The organism is Corynebacterium rouxii, from assembly GCF_902702935.1.
GTDB lineage: Bacteria > Actinomycetota > Actinomycetes > Mycobacteriales > Mycobacteriaceae > Corynebacterium > Corynebacterium rouxii.
The window spans coordinates 500,454-513,928 of record NZ_LR738855.1; the positions used below are offsets into that span (position 1 = coordinate 500,454).

Here is a 13,475-nt window from a genome sequence, read left to right on the forward strand (position 1 = left end):
AACATGTCACGTGTAGGTAAGGCACCTATCGCAATTCCATCCGGCGTTGACGTAAAGATCGACGGCCAGCATGTTGAGGTCAAGGGTCCTAAGGGCACCTTGGATCTCACCATCCCAGAGCCAATCGTCGCTTCTATTGAAGATGGCCAGATTAGCGTCGTTCGTCCGGACGATCACCGCAAGAACCGTTCTTTGCATGGTCTTTCCCGCTCGCTCGTTAACAACATGGTTGTTGGCGTTACCGAGGGTTACACCATCAAGATGGAGATCTTCGGCGTTGGTTACCGTGTTGCTCTGAAGGGCAAGGACCTTGAGTTCTCTCTTGGTTACTCCCACCCAGTGCTGATCGAGGCACCAGAAGGCATCACGTTCGCCGTTGACGGCAACACCAAGTTGTCTGTCTCCGGCATCGACAAGCAGAAGGTCGGACAGATCGCCGCCATTATCCGTCGTCTACGTAAGGATGATCCTTACAAGGGCAAGGGTATTCGCTACGAAGGCGAGCAGATCCGTCGCAAGGTCGGAAAGACGGGTAAGTAAGCATGAGTAACACCGAAAATAACAGCGCAAAGCGTCTTCCAGTGGGCAAGGATATCTCCACCCGCCGTCGTATCGCTCGCGCACGCCGTCACGACCGTATCCGCAAGAACCTGCGTGGCACCGCCGAGACCCCACGTCTCGTCGTGCACCGCTCTTCTCGCCACATGCACGTTCAGGTTATCGACGACATCGCTGGTCGTACCCTGGCTGCTGCTTCTACCTTGGAAGCAGAAGTACGCGCACTTGAGGGTGACAAGAAGGCTAAGGGTGCAAAGGTCGGTCAGCTGATCGCCGAGCGCGCACAGGCTGCTGGCATCACCGCTATCGTTTTCGACCGCGGTGGCTACAAGTACCACGGCCGTATTGCAGCTTTGGCTGATGCAGCTCGCGAAGGTGGTCTGAAGTTCTAATGACTGCTATCTCCATGAACCTCAACGGAAGGATTGCGTAATGCCGGGACGTGAACGGCGTGACGGCGGACGCTCCGCCGACGACAACCAGAAGAAGAACGACCGCCGCGGCGGTCGCCGCGATGATCGTCGCAACCAGCAGCAGGACGAGCGCTCTCAGTACATCGAGCGCGTCGTGACCATCAACCGTGTGTCCAAGGTCGTGAAGGGTGGTCGTCGCTTCAGCTTCACTGCTCTCGTGATCGTTGGCGACGGCAAGGGCATGGTCGGTGTTGGTTACGGCAAGGCCAAGGAAGTTCCAGCTGCAATTCAAAAGGGTGCAGAGGAAGCTCGCAAGAACTTCTTCCGCGTTCCTATGGTTGCTGGCACCATTACCCACCCAGTTCAGGGCGAGGCAGCAGCGGGCATCGTTATGATGCGCCCAGCTGCTCCTGGTACCGGTGTTATCGCTGGTGGTGCTGCACGTCCAGTTCTCGAATGCGCAGGCGTTCAGGACATTTTGTGCAAGTCTCTTGGCTCCGACAACGCCATCAACGTGGTTCACGCCACCGTTGCTGGCCTGAAGCAGCTCAACCGCCCAGAAGAGGTTGCCGCACGTCGTGGCAAGACCTTGGAGGAAGTTGCTCCAGCTCGTATGCTGCGCGCTCGCGCAGGACAGGAGGCTTAAACCATGGCCCTGAAGATTACCCAGCACAAGGGTTTGGTTGGCGCTAACCCAAAGCAGCGTAAGAACATTGCTGCTCTTGGTCTCAAGCACATCAACCACTCCGTAGTACACCAGGACACCCCAGTCGTTCGCGGCATGGTCAATGTGGTCCGCCACATGGTGTCTGTTGAAGAAGTGGCAGGGGAGTAATAATGAGCGAACCAATTAAGCTCCACGACCTGCGCCCAGCAAAGGGTGCAAACAAGCCAAAGACCCGCGTTGGCCGCGGTGAGGCTTCCAAGGGTAAGACCGCAGGTCGCGGTACCAAGGGCACCAAGGCTCGCAAGCAGGTTTCCGCTGCTTTCGAGGGTGGCCAAATGCCGCTGCACATGCGTCTGCCAAAGCTCAAGGGCTTCAAGAACCCTGCAAAGGTCTACTACCAGGTCGTCAACGTTTCCGACCTCGAGAAGGCTTTCCCACAGGGTGGCGACATTGCTGTAGCTGACATCGTTGCTAAGGGCCTCGTTCGCCCTAAGCAGCCTGTCAAGGTTCTTGGCAACGGCGAGATCAGCGTCAAGCTGAACGTCACTGCAACCAAGTTCTCCAAGTCTGCAGTTGAGAAGATCGAAGCCGCTGGCGGCTCCGTGACCGAGGCTTAATCTAAAGCTTCGCCGAGCTGGTAGTTACTCATTATGAGTAGCTACCGGCTTTCTTTTTGCCTATATACGGTGCCATTTATGTGTTCGGGGTAACAGAATTAAAGAAATGTAACCTGCGACCTTTATTATCGAATGGTTGGTTTAACCCCGCTATCGCTATGAGAGGTAAACACCCTAGTGGCAACGCACAATCCGACCCTGAATGACAAAATCTTTGGGTCCGTGGCTAAAAAAGAAGCCCTACTTAAGACAAATTTCCTCCGATACTTCACCCGCTGTATCCTCGCCGGTGTTTATCTCACCCTCGGAACCGCATTTTCCGCGCACGTTGGTCAAAAAGTAGAAAACCTCGCACCAGGACTCGGCTCGGTCACCTTCGCAATGTTCTTCTTCGTAGGACTCGCCTCCATCGTGATCCTCAACGCAGAGCTCGTGACCAGCAACATGATGTACATGTCCTATGGTGTAGTCGGCAAAAAGATCCCCTGGCATAAAGCAGCCCTCGTACTCATCGTCTGCGTCATCGGCAACCTGGTCGGTGCCGTAATCATTGGCTATCTGCTCGGCCAATCTGCAGCCTACAGCGGATTGACCCCAGAATCATTCGTTTCTGTCACGCTTGACCACAAGCTGGAAAAGCACTCCATGGGGCTTTTCGCAGAAGCGATGCTGGCCAACTTTGTGGTCAACATGGCCATCGTGGGTTGCGCGCTGATTAAAGACATCGCCGGAAAACTTATCTGGCTGATGTTCGTCATCGGCATGTTCGTAGGCCTCGGCCTCGAGCACGTAGTGGCCAACTTCGGCCTTGTTACGCTCGTAGGCTTCGGCTCAGAGGTACACAGCGAGTACTTCACCGCCGGTTACATCCTGCACAACTGGGGTATCGACTTCTTTGGCAACCTCGTTGGCGGAGGACTATGCATCGGCGGCGTGTATGCATGGTTGAATCGCGGCAGCGAAAACTACCGCGACTAATTACAGATCTACAACTCCTGCGTAGAGCTTGAACGTAGCATCACCCAGTGCTCCAATGAGCGTGATGCCTGCACGGTGAGCGTCGGCAATAGCGGAAGTAACCGCAGGCGCCGACGAAACCACAGTGCTACAACCACAAAGGCGAGCAATATCGACCACGGTGGCGTCGATAAGCCCTGTGGTGGCAAAAATGACGGCGTTACTAGGGTCTTCGGACATCATTGCCGCACCCAGAACTTTCCAGCCGGCTTGATGAGCCGTTAAGCACTCGCGGACAACAATCTCGTCACCGTCAGAACCAAAAATTCCAGCAGCATGCGTTGCACTAGTTTTTCGCCTAAGATCAGCCAGCTTAAGCAACCTAAGAAATGCCGATTGGATCTGCTCCGGCGTGCATCGAAGCGTTGATATTTTTACGGGATCTGGGGAATCCTCGGCAGGGATGATGTCAATGTCCATCCGGTTATAAGGATTAACTCCCGCTACCGACCCCGCACAATAACATGCCTGAGATACTTGCTGTACCGAGCCAATCACTCCTTGTTGCCGCAGCATGCCGTGGATAAGTTCCACATCGTGTCCTCGGACGCGATCAACCACGGTGTAAGGGGTGGCATGGATAAGCACGCTGAGTTGCTCATCGTTTAGCACCGTGCGTTGACGCGTACCATGTTGCCACTGAGCGTCCTCGCAAAAGAACGAATCGACAGCCGTGAGCGAAGTTATACGTGCCATGAATCTCCTTTGTGTAGCAGCCAAGCAGCGCTGTTAGCTGCAACAACATCGTGACATTCCTCGGTGGACAACACGATATGCCAGCCCTCGGGGACGGTGACATCCTCATCAAAAGCGACGATTACCATGACGTCACTACGGCCATCGTAAGCATTAACGTAAGCCAAACAATCTTGATCCAACCAAACAGGAGATAGGTGACCGCGACCAAAATTCAAGGATTTTCGAGCCTGTAGCATCCGTCTAAAAAGCAGGAGATCGGAATGGGGATCCGCATCCTGAACCGACACTGCAAACTGCTCCCAGCCTTCGGGCTGCGGCAGCCACGTCTGCCCAGTAGGAGAAAACCCAAGACCAGGGCGTTGTAGCGTCCACGGCAGGGGGATTCGGCAGCCATCGCGGCCGGCTTCACGGTGCTCGGTGCGGAAATACGTGGGGTCTTGGCGCAGGGCGTCGTTAAGCGTGGTGTGCTCCGGTAGATTAAGTTCCTCGCCCTGATAGATGTACACCGAACCTGGCAACGAATACATCAGCATATGCGCAGCGCGGGCGCGGCGCGCACCGAGTTCAGCGTCGGGTTGCTCATCCGTAGCACGAATACCGTTGGGGCGCGCGCCTGGCGTACTTAGGCCTAGGCGTGACGACGCGCGAACAACGTCGTGGTTCGACATCACCCACGTCGCCGGCGAGCCCGTAGAGGCAAGGGCCTCCAAGGACGTATGAATCACACGTCCAAGATCCTCAGAACGCCACGGGCAGATGAGGAAATCGAAATTAAATGCTTGGTTCATCTCATCTGGCTGAACATAATGCGCAATATCTGTGGCGGCATCAACCCACGCCTCAGCAACCAAAGCGCGATTGCCTGGGTATTCATCCAGAACCGTGCGCCAATGCCGGTAGATCTGATGGACCTCTTCACGATTCCACATTGGGGGAGGGGGAACATCCTCGGGACTGTCATGCCCGCCATCGACCATCGTCCAGTGGAACTGCCAGTCGGGTAGATCTGGGTCCTTGGCAAGACCATGGGCTACATCTACACGGAAACCGTCGACGCCACGGTCAAGCCAGAAACGAAGAATACTGTCAAAGAACTCGACCACCTCGTGGTTTGACCAGTTAAGATCCGGCTGCGAAGAATCAAATAAATGCAGGTACCAAGAAGGATCGTTCTCCCATGGGGAACCGGGTGCGTCCTCACGAGTACAGACCTGCGTCCACGCACTACCACCAAAAATAGAAAGCCAATCGTTGGGTGGCTCACAACCATCAGATCCCTTGCCCTCGCGGAACCAATAATGGTTGCGCTCAGGAGAACCAGGACCTGCTTTTAAAGCCTCACGGAACCACACGTGCTGATCAGAAGTGTGATTAGGAACGAGATCGAAAATCACCCGCAGGCCACGTTCATGAGCCTCAGAGATAAGCTCCTCCGCATCAGCGTTGGACCCGAACAACGGATCAACGCTGAAATAATCAGCAACATCATAACCGCCATCACGCTGCGGGGAAGTATAAAATGGTGACAGCCAGATGGCGTCTACGCCGAGGTCACGCACATAATCCAACCGAGAGGTAATTCCCCGAAGCGTTCCCATAGGTCCACCCGACGAAGCGAAGGACTTGGGGTAAATCTGGTAAATGGCGGTGTCACGCCACCAAGCATGGGGGTCTCTAGTATCCATGGACAACATTGTTACACGGACAAGATAACGCCAGAAGTAGGACCAAGCTCAACGCAGCTGCGATCTGAGGGATCGGGATATGTCACATCACGACAACGGAAAAGCTCATGTGGCTGGGGCTGCTGAAGCTCAATGCGTACTGGCTTATTGCCTGCATTGAGCGCAACGAGCACACTGTCGCCATGATGGGTGCGGCGATACACCATGACCTTGGGGTGCTCCTTCAAGAAAGAAAGATCAAACTTTAGGTCAGCATAGCCATTCAAAGCGGGCAGATCAGAACGCAACTGGATGAGCTTTTGCACGTGATGGAACAACGAATCGGCACGTGCCTGCTGTTGCACTACGCCCTCACTACCGGCAGTCATCGGGAGATACAGGGGAGCGTCGCCAAGCGAAAATCCGCCGTTAGGTAACTGAGAATCCCAGCACATTGGGGTGCGCGAACCCGTGCGCGCATAGCCGCCCTCCTTCGTAGGGATATCCGCATAATTAAGACCGATCTCGTCACCATAATAAATAAAAGGAAGACCAGGCATCGTGAGCTGGAACAAGAAGAACAACGCGCGCTCGTGCTCATTCAGGCGTGGTGCAAGGCGTGGGCAGTCATGGTTGCCACTGATAAAACTAAACAGTCCTGCCTCATGGGTGTGCTCCCATTGCGGCAAATACATGTCGAGAAACTCTTGGGCTCCCGTAGCGGAACATGAATTGAAAAAACTTAAATCATCGCGCCGCTCTAGCGGGGTATCAGTGTTGCGTGCCAACACGTTGTAGCCGTTGCCACGCCAGTCGAGATAAAAGTCAGCATCAAAGCCTGCCTCAAACGCTTGAGAAGGCGTACCCCATTCCGACACGAAGATGGCATCAGGAAACTCAGCACGAACTCGGCTCAACATGGACTGCCAGATGCCAATTGTGGCTCGCTTAGTGGTGCCATCGTTTTTCACAAGCGAATCCGCCATATCCACGCGGAAACCATCTGCACCCTGCGACAACCAGTACTTCATAATCTCTACCATCGCGTCTTGATTTGCCCGTGGGCCAGGAGCATCTACTGGTTGGTGCCATGGCTGGGTCATTTCTGCGAAACCGTAATTGAGCGCAGGTTGAGACTTGAAGAAATTAATAATGTACGCGCCGTTGCGGGGGTGTTCACCGCCGATAAAAGCTAGCCCCGCACCACCCTCAAATGCGTGCGAAGTCCAAATATAGCGGTCGTCAAAATCTGTGTATTCACTAGCAGCACTTTGTTGAAACCACGGATGCTGCTCGCTGGTGTGGCCGGGAACGAGATCTAGGATCACTGCAATTCCGCGGGTGTGGGCTTGATTGAAAAGCTCGACTAAATCTTCATGGGAGCCGTACCTCGGGGCCACCTTTGTGTAGTCGCGCACATCGTAGCCGCCGTCTTTAAAAGGCGAATCAAAGCATGCGTTGAGCCAGATTCCAGTGATGCCGAGGTCGCTGAGATAGTCCAGTCGTGAGATGATTCCGCGGAAATCTCCGATGCCGTCTTCGTTGGAATCGGCAAAGCTAGGAGGGTAAATCTGATAAAACGTACCCGAGCTTAAAGTGGTGAGAAGTGGAAGGCGTTTCGACGTCATGCGCTCCATCGTACTGAGCATTGATGGAACGTTTGGCTAATGCTTCTTGCGGTGTGGGGTATCGATATAAGTGTCGAAGCGATGAGGTTATTACCAGTAGGGGCGGGGGTAGTGGTGTGGGGATAAAAACATCTGTGAATTGGCTCATTTCTCGTTAAGGCTCTGTTAATATCGAACGAGAGTCGGGGGCTTAGTAGTGCCTTATCGTCGCAGTTCGGGTGTGCTCGCGGCGCTGAAACGGCCATTTTCAGGTATCGGAAATGAAATTCCACTATAGTGTGTGACTTAGGTGACCTGATAAAAATTTGTCGGGCTTGGTCACACAATATTAAGCTTACGGCTTGAATGGTGATTACCACCTAGCTTGAAACGTATCCGCGCTGGTCAACGGATTGGGCTAGGGGCTTTTGGGTAAACCATAAGTCTTTTTCTAACTGTAAAGGCGGTGTCGTGGATATGGTCCACACCAAGAAAATTCTCAGCGTAGTTGCTGCATCTACTCTGATCCTCACAGGCTGCTCCAGCGAGTCCGGCTCCAGCAATAAAGCTTCCGATTCTGGCGCTTCCAACGAGGCAACCTTGACCGTTTGGGGCCCTCAGGAAGATCAGGACGGCGCTGACGGATGGCTCCAGTCAGTTCAGAAGGAATTCGAAAAGGCTCATCCTGACTACAAGATCACCTGGAAGAACTCCGTTGTTTCTGCAGGTGATGCAGGTAAGACTGTTAACCAAGACCCAAGCGCAGCAGCAGACGTTTACGTCTACGCTAACGACCAGCTCGGTACCCTCCTTGATGCAGGTGCTGTCGGCGAGCTCTCCGATGACGGCATGAAGCAGCTCAAGGAACAAGCAGAAGGCACCATGGCTGCCAGCGTGACCGGCCAAGATGGCAAGGCATACGGTCTGCCAATCGAGCCAAACACCTGGTTCATGTACTACAACAAGTCCAAACTCAGCGTTGACGACGTCAAGTCCTTCGACACCATGTTGGAGAAGGCAAAGGTCTCCTTCCCAATTTCTAACTCCTGGTACTTCCCAGCTTTCTACGCTGGTGCAGGCGCTAAGTTCTTCGGCGACGATGGCCTCAAGGCAGACGCGGGCATCGACTTGGGCGCTAAGGCTGGCGACGTAACTAAGTACCTCGCAAACGTTGTCCGTAACCCTAACTTCGTCAACGATGTTGATGGCTCCGGCATCGGCGGCATGAAGAACGGCTCCGTCGACGTTGTCTTCTCCGGTTCTTGGGACGCAAACAACGTCAAGGAAGCCCTCGGCGACAACTACGCTGTGGCATCTCTGCCAACCTTCAAACTTGATGGCAAAGACGTACAGATGAAGGCATTCTCCGGCTCCAAGGCAATCGGCTACAACCCGAACACCAAGAACCCAAAGATCGCTTCTGAGTTCGCAACATTCCTTGCTTCTTCCCAGTCTCAAAAGTCCCACTTTGAAAAGAGCGGCGTCATCCCAGCTGACAAGAACCTGGCAACCGACGCAACCGTCACCGCTGACCCAGTCGCAGGTGCATTGTTCGCAACTGTTTCCAACGCTTCCATCCTGCAGCCAACTCTGAGGGAAATGTTCGACTTCTGGGAGCCAGCAAAGAACTTCGGTAACGGCCTTGCTCACAAGGAAGTTACTCCTGAGAACGCAGCTCAGAAGACTGAAGCTTGGGCATCCACTCTGAAGTAACACTGGATTAGTTCCAGCAACGTACAACATTCCGTTGTACTAACCACCTAGATCGTGAGCCCAGTCCTCGTACTGGGCTCACGGCATATATAGCCACAGGAAGGAAGTGCGGGCTCATGAAAGTTGCGGGCCAACACGGTGGTTTAAAACTGAAAACAAAGAAAACCCAAAAACGCGAAGACGCTCCCAGCCCTTACTCCCTGTCAAAGGCATGGAATAACGGCGACGGCATCACCAAAGCATCGCTGCTGGTTTTCGGTTTAGGCAACCTACTGCGTAAGCAGTTTGTTAAAGGTGCTGCGTTTCTTCTCATTGAGATCGCTGCTATCGTTTTCTTTGCAACCAAGGGTGTCAAAGCCCTAAAAGAACTCCCCGGTTTGGGTACCGGAGAGTCAACACGAGTCAAGGTTGATGGCTTCTGGGTCTACCAGAAGAGTGAGCCTTCCATCGTCTTGCTCCTCAACGGTGTCGCCGTTGTTTTCTTACTCATCGTTGTTCTGTGGCTTGCCACGCTTGCTATGCGTAGCGCATACAAAGCTCAGACTTTTGTCGAACAGCGTGGCAGTGCACGCAGCCTGAAAGAGGATCTGCATGCCCTGACCGATGACGATGCCCCCATCTTGCTGATGACGCTTCCTACTGCTGGAATCATCGTCTTCACCATCTTGCCGCTTATCTTTATGATCAGCATGGCATTTACCAGCTACGACTCCGGTCACGTTCAAAAATTCGATTGGGTTGGCTTAGAAAACTTTGGCAAGGTATTTGCTAACACTAGCGGTGAAGTGAACCTCCGCCTTTTCATGAGTGTTCTGATCTGGACACTGACGTGGGCGTTCTTTGCCACCTTCCTGAACTACTTCATCGGTATGTTCTTGGCTATGCTCATCGAGCGCAAAACCACTTATGGCAAGGCATTTTGGCGCGCGATTTTCTCGCTGTCTGTTGCTGTGCCGCAGTTCGTTACCCTCTTGGTTCTGCGATCCATGCTGCAGCCTGAAGGCATTATCAACCGCATGCTGCTTGACGCTGGCTGGATCGACCAAAGCCTGCCATTCTTCACCGATGCGACATGGGCCCGTGTCACGGTTATCGTGATCAACCTGTGGATCGGTATTCCTTACACCATCATGCAGGTCACCGGTATTTTGCAGAACATCCCAGGTGAGCTCTACGAGGCAGCACGTCTCGACGGCGCAACGTGGTGGCAGACCTACCGCAACGTGACCCTGCCGTACATGTTCTTCGTGATGACCCCATACCTCATCACAACGTTCACCGCTAACGTGAACAACTTCAACGTGATCTATCTTCTCTCGCGTGGCGACCCATCGCCAATCGGTGCTTCCGCAGGTAAGACAGACCTTTTGATTACATGGCTGTACAAACTCACCGTTGACCGCGGTGACTACAACGTCGGTGCAGTGATCGGTATCCTCACCTTCATTGTCTTGTCTGTCGTCGCCTTGATCACGTACCGCCGAAGCGGTTCGTACCGTAACGAAGAAGGATTCCAGTGATGAGCACACACAAAGTTGCACTCAAAGGTAGCCAGCGACGCATTCGTCGTCTGACAGATATTGCTGTCCACCTCTTCCTATCCATTCTTGCAATCCTGTGGGTGATCCCGATCATCTGGGTAGTAGCTGAGAGCTTTAATAAAAACAGCGCTCCTTACACCTCGACGTTCTTCCCTAAGGAATACGGCTTTGATAACTACATCAAGCTCTTCAGCGATCATTCGGTGCTGAACTTCCCCAAGATGTTCATGAACACCTTGATCATTGCATGCTTTACCTGTGTTATCAGCGTGGTCTTTGTATTGTTCGTCTCGTACTCCTTGAGTCGTCTGCGCTTCCGCTTCCGCAAGGTGTACATGAACATCGCCCTCGTCTTGGGTATGTTCCCAGGCATCATGGCCGTTGTTGCTATCTACTTCATTCTGAAGGCCGTGGGTCTTACCCAAGGCTGGACCACCAACCTTGCGTTGATCATCGTGTACTCGGCTGGTGCTGGCATGGGCTTCTACGTAATGAAGGGCTTCATGGACACCATCCCAATTTCCCTCGACGAAGCAGCGCTTCTCGACGGTTGCACGAGGTGGCAGGTATTTACCAAGATCATTCTTCCGATCTCCAAGCCCATGATCGTGTACCAATCCATCGTGGCCTTCCTGACCCCATGGCTCGACTTCGTCCTTGCGAAAGCCATCGCCCGCACCCAAGAGAACTACACCGTCTCTCTTGGTCTGTGGAAGATGCTAGAGAAGGAATACATCTACGACTGGTTTGCTCGATTCGCCGCAGGTGCTGTCTGCGTCTCTATTCCGATTACAATTCTGTTTATCGTGATGCAGCGGTACTACCAAGAATCCATGGCAGGTTCTGTCAAGGGATAAAACTAGCTTCATCAACGCCGTACTTGGCTTCTGTCTAGAAGTCCTCGGGTACGGCGTTGTTGCGCGTAAAAGGTGTGATTAGGTGGAAACAAAAGGAAAAGGCTTAAGCCTGACAGGGCTTGCAGTCATTGCATTGGTGCTGCTGGCACTAGGGATGCTGGGCAATGTTGTTGTGCAACCTACACATGATGGCTATCTGGATGCCAGCTTGGGGAAGCTCACAGTAGGCATGCTGTTAGAAACCGTATCGTGGGCCGCCGCACCTATTGTCTGCTGGCTTTTAGTCGTGCTGATAAAGCGCGAAGTTCCCTTTGTTGGTTGGGGGCTTGTGGCTATCGCCGCGCTGAGCGAGGTGCCTCATGATTACCTGACCCACCAAACGCTGTGGACAGCAGAGTCTCAAAATCCGGCATGGGCGTTGCTCGTGGCGTGGATTGTTATCCAGGCTCTTCAACGGCTTCCGCAATCGCAGCTTCGCATACCGCTGGCAGTGGCTGTTGTTTTTGCGGCGTTGATCTGGATCTTTGCTTTTGGCCTTGGACTGAGGTTGGGTGTGGTCCCGCTAGGTTTTGGGTACTTAGCTTTTACATTGGTGTTTTATGCACTGTGGGGTTCGGAAAACCGCATGATGTTTAGTGCTGGTGGCGTGGGAGCAGCCATGTTTATCACGCCTGCGCTTGGCGTGGTAGTGCTGCATTATCGACGTCCCCTCACCGAAACGCTTGATCCGCTACCGCCTGCGGGGTTTGCAGTGGCATACCCCGTGTTGTTGGCGATAGCGGCAGTGTTGAGCGCGGTAATTTAGCTGACGTTATTGTCCAACACGTGTTTTTCGTCGGGGCGGTTGGGCAAAATTGTATGAATATAGGATTGTGTGGCCTCGTGGAGGGGAACCTCGTGCCCGCATTCCTCTGAGAGATACCACTGGTGTTCCACAATCTCATGGAACAATTGTGCCGGTTGCAGCCTAGAAGCGAATTCTGCAGGTATTGCTGCGAGAGTGGGCTCAAAAACGTTGGTAAGCCACTCGTGCGCGACCTGGTTAAGTGGTATATGCTCTTTGTGATTAACCGCGCGGTAGGTCTCAATCGCGTTGATGATTCGTCGAGCTTGGCGTTCTTGAACATCCAGCCCAGTCATGCGCATGAGGGCGCGGTGGTGGTGTCCGGCATCGACAACGCGGGGACGCAGCTGCAGCATTTCGGTGCCTTCTACTTGAGCAGGCTTGAGCTTGAGCTCGCTGACGTCAAAGCCGAGGTCGTTGAGGCGTTCGATGCGTTGTTGTACGCGCCATGCTTCGGAAGCATTAATAGTTTGCTCGCCAGTGAGCTCTTCCCATAACAGCTCGTATTTTTCGGCGATGCGATTGCCCACCTCGATGGCGTCGACATCGCTAGGGAGTAGTTCGCCCGCTTGGAGGTCCATAAGTTCGCCGATGATGTTGACGCGGGCGATTTCTACGTCGTAAAGCCGGCGTTGCTCGCTTAGTTGTGGCTGTAAATCGCCGGTTTCGGCGTCGACAAGGTAACCGGAAAAGGCGTCGGCGTCACGACGGAACAAGGTGTTGGATAGGCTCACGTCACCCCAGAAGAAGCTGAGGAGGTGCAAGCGTACGAGCAGCAGCGCGATGGAATCGATCATGCGGGTGGCTGTTTCGGGGCGCATGGAACGAGACACACTGGTTTGAGAAAATACAGCGCGGTAAGGCAGGGAGAAACTTAAATGCTCGGTGACTAGTGCGGGGGTGAGCGGCTGGCCGGTGGCGTCGACACGCCCAGTGATCACGGCAAGAGGCTGAACAGAGGGGGCGCCGAGGCGATTGAGGTCGCGCAGCATTTTGTACTCGTGATAGGCGGCTTTTTGCCCGATTTCTTTGATAGCAAAAACGTGGCCATCAACGTTGACAAAGCGCACAGTGTGGCGCGAGATACCGCGTGGCAGGCTGGCGAGTACGTCATCGGGCCAGTCTTCAAGCGGAATGCTCCACGGCAGCTGTAAGAGAGCCGGGGCAATGGTTCCGTTGGTGATCTGCATCGACGGTTGCGGAGTAAACACCAAAACCTCCAAGGATGGTAAAGAGAGATAAGGAAAGAGGCGGTGTCCAGACACCCTAGCAGTCTGG

The 13,475-nt window shown here is 53.7% G+C and carries 14 protein-coding genes; 10 read left to right on the top strand and 4 right to left on the bottom strand.

Annotated elements, in window-relative coordinates:
• Positions 1 to 3: 3 nt before the first annotated feature.
• From rplF to CIP100161_RS02665, 6 genes are all read left to right on the top strand, one after another.
• On the top strand, positions 4 to 540 hold the full coding sequence (gene rplF / locus CIP100161_RS02640; RefSeq protein WP_155871679.1) for a 50S ribosomal protein L6: 537 nt from the start codon (positions 4 to 6) through the stop codon (positions 538 to 540).
• A gap of 2 nt (positions 541 to 542) precedes the next feature.
• Positions 543 to 950, top strand: coding sequence for a 50S ribosomal protein L18 (gene rplR / locus CIP100161_RS02645; RefSeq protein ID WP_155871681.1), 408 nt, complete (start codon positions 543 to 545; stop codon positions 948 to 950).
• Between the two features lie 40 nt (positions 951 to 990).
• A complete protein-coding gene (rpsE, locus tag CIP100161_RS02650; RefSeq protein ID WP_004566825.1) occupies positions 991 to 1,617 on the top strand; it encodes a 30S ribosomal protein S5 in 627 nt (208 codons plus the stop codon).
• A gap of 3 nt (positions 1,618 to 1,620) precedes the next feature.
• Positions 1,621 to 1,806 (top strand): 50S ribosomal protein L30, encoded by a 186-nt coding sequence (gene rpmD / locus CIP100161_RS02655; RefSeq protein WP_155871683.1) that lies wholly within the window; start codon positions 1,621 to 1,623, stop codon positions 1,804 to 1,806.
• 2 nt (positions 1,807 to 1,808) lie between these two features.
• Positions 1,809 to 2,255: a 50S ribosomal protein L15 gene (rplO, locus tag CIP100161_RS02660; RefSeq protein WP_004566828.1), complete on the top strand. Its 447-nt coding sequence runs from the start codon at positions 1,809 to 1,811 to the stop codon at positions 2,253 to 2,255.
• A 177-nt stretch (positions 2,256 to 2,432) separates the two neighbouring features.
• Positions 2,433 to 3,233: a formate/nitrite transporter family protein gene (locus tag CIP100161_RS02665; protein WP_155871685.1), complete on the top strand. Its 801-nt coding sequence runs from the start codon at positions 2,433 to 2,435 to the stop codon at positions 3,231 to 3,233.
• On the opposite strand, the gene CIP100161_RS02670 is transcribed toward CIP100161_RS02665, so the two are convergent.
• Genes CIP100161_RS02670 through CIP100161_RS02680 form a run of 3 tightly spaced genes read right to left on the bottom strand, consistent with a single transcriptional unit; the run spans position 3,234 to position 7,284 of the window.
• Positions 3,234 to 3,968, bottom strand: coding sequence for a formate dehydrogenase accessory sulfurtransferase FdhD (locus tag CIP100161_RS02670; RefSeq protein WP_155871687.1), 735 nt, complete (start codon positions 3,966 to 3,968; stop codon positions 3,234 to 3,236).
• The gene (locus CIP100161_RS02675; RefSeq protein WP_155871689.1) at positions 3,956 to 5,665 is read right to left on the bottom strand and encodes a glycoside hydrolase family 13 protein; all 1,710 of its coding nucleotides are present in this window, start codon (positions 5,663 to 5,665) and stop codon (positions 3,956 to 3,958) included. Before CIP100161_RS02675 ends, CIP100161_RS02670 begins: the two co-directional genes overlap by 13 nt.
• A 2-nt stretch (positions 5,666 to 5,667) precedes the next feature.
• Positions 5,668 to 7,284 carry an alpha-amylase family glycosyl hydrolase gene (locus CIP100161_RS02680; protein WP_232053064.1) on the bottom strand — a complete coding sequence of 539 codons (1,617 nt, stop codon included), beginning with the start codon at positions 7,282 to 7,284 and terminating at the stop codon, positions 5,668 to 5,670.
• Between the two features lie 435 nt (positions 7,285 to 7,719).
• On the opposite strand from CIP100161_RS02680, the gene CIP100161_RS02685 reads away from it, so the two are divergent.
• From CIP100161_RS02685 to CIP100161_RS02700, 4 genes are all read left to right on the top strand, one after another.
• Complete coding sequence (locus tag CIP100161_RS02685) at positions 7,720 to 8,955, top strand: extracellular solute-binding protein (RefSeq protein WP_155874506.1); 1,236 nt, start codon at positions 7,720 to 7,722, stop codon at positions 8,953 to 8,955.
• A 116-nt stretch (positions 8,956 to 9,071) separates the two neighbouring features.
• Entirely contained in the window at positions 9,072 to 10,475 is a 1,404-nt protein-coding gene (locus CIP100161_RS02690) for a carbohydrate ABC transporter permease (protein WP_155871691.1), read from the top strand.
• Positions 10,475 to 11,353 carry a sugar ABC transporter permease gene (locus CIP100161_RS02695; protein WP_155871693.1) on the top strand — a complete coding sequence of 293 codons (879 nt, stop codon included), beginning with the start codon at positions 10,475 to 10,477 and terminating at the stop codon, positions 11,351 to 11,353. The genes CIP100161_RS02690 and CIP100161_RS02695 overlap by 1 nt, the downstream gene beginning before the upstream one ends.
• An 82-nt stretch (positions 11,354 to 11,435) precedes the next feature.
• The gene (locus CIP100161_RS02700; protein ID WP_155871695.1) at positions 11,436 to 12,158 is read left to right on the top strand and encodes an ABC transporter; all 723 of its coding nucleotides are present in this window, start codon (positions 11,436 to 11,438) and stop codon (positions 12,156 to 12,158) included.
• Here CIP100161_RS02700 and CIP100161_RS02705 read toward each other — a convergent pair.
• A complete protein-coding gene (locus CIP100161_RS02705) occupies positions 12,155 to 13,408 on the bottom strand; it encodes a DUF4032 domain-containing protein (protein ID WP_155871697.1) in 1,254 nt (417 codons plus the stop codon). The genes CIP100161_RS02700 and CIP100161_RS02705 overlap by 4 nt on opposite strands.
• Positions 13,409 to 13,475: the final 67 nt, after the last annotated feature.

What these genes read in the sequence shown, in the direction of transcription:
- rplF (WP_155871679.1), top strand. Translation starts at nt 4, where the DNA reads ATGTCACGTGTAGGTAAGGCACCTATCGCAATTCCATCCGGCGTTGAC.
- rplR (WP_155871681.1), top strand. Translation starts at nt 543, where the DNA reads ATGAGTAACACCGAAAATAACAGCGCAAAGCGTCTTCCAGTGGGCAAG.
- rpsE (WP_004566825.1), top strand. Translation starts at nt 991, where the DNA reads ATGCCGGGACGTGAACGGCGTGACGGCGGACGCTCCGCCGACGACAAC.
- rpmD (WP_155871683.1), top strand. Translation starts at nt 1,621, where the DNA reads ATGGCCCTGAAGATTACCCAGCACAAGGGTTTGGTTGGCGCTAACCCA.
- rplO (WP_004566828.1), top strand. Translation starts at nt 1,809, where the DNA reads ATGAGCGAACCAATTAAGCTCCACGACCTGCGCCCAGCAAAGGGTGCA.
- CIP100161_RS02670 (WP_155871687.1), bottom strand. Translation starts at nt 3,968, where the DNA reads ATGGCACGTATAACTTCGCTCACGGCTGTCGATTCGTTCTTTTGCGAG.
- CIP100161_RS02675 (WP_155871689.1), bottom strand. Translation starts at nt 5,665, where the DNA reads ATGTTGTCCATGGATACTAGAGACCCCCATGCTTGGTGGCGTGACACC.
- CIP100161_RS02680 (WP_232053064.1), bottom strand. Translation starts at nt 7,284, where the DNA reads ATGCTCAGTACGATGGAGCGCATGACGTCGAAACGCCTTCCACTTCTC.
- CIP100161_RS02685 (WP_155874506.1), top strand. Translation starts at nt 7,720, where the DNA reads ATGGTCCACACCAAGAAAATTCTCAGCGTAGTTGCTGCATCTACTCTG.
- CIP100161_RS02690 (WP_155871691.1), top strand. Translation starts at nt 9,072, where the DNA reads ATGAAAGTTGCGGGCCAACACGGTGGTTTAAAACTGAAAACAAAGAAA.
- CIP100161_RS02695 (WP_155871693.1), top strand. Translation starts at nt 10,475, where the DNA reads ATGAGCACACACAAAGTTGCACTCAAAGGTAGCCAGCGACGCATTCGT.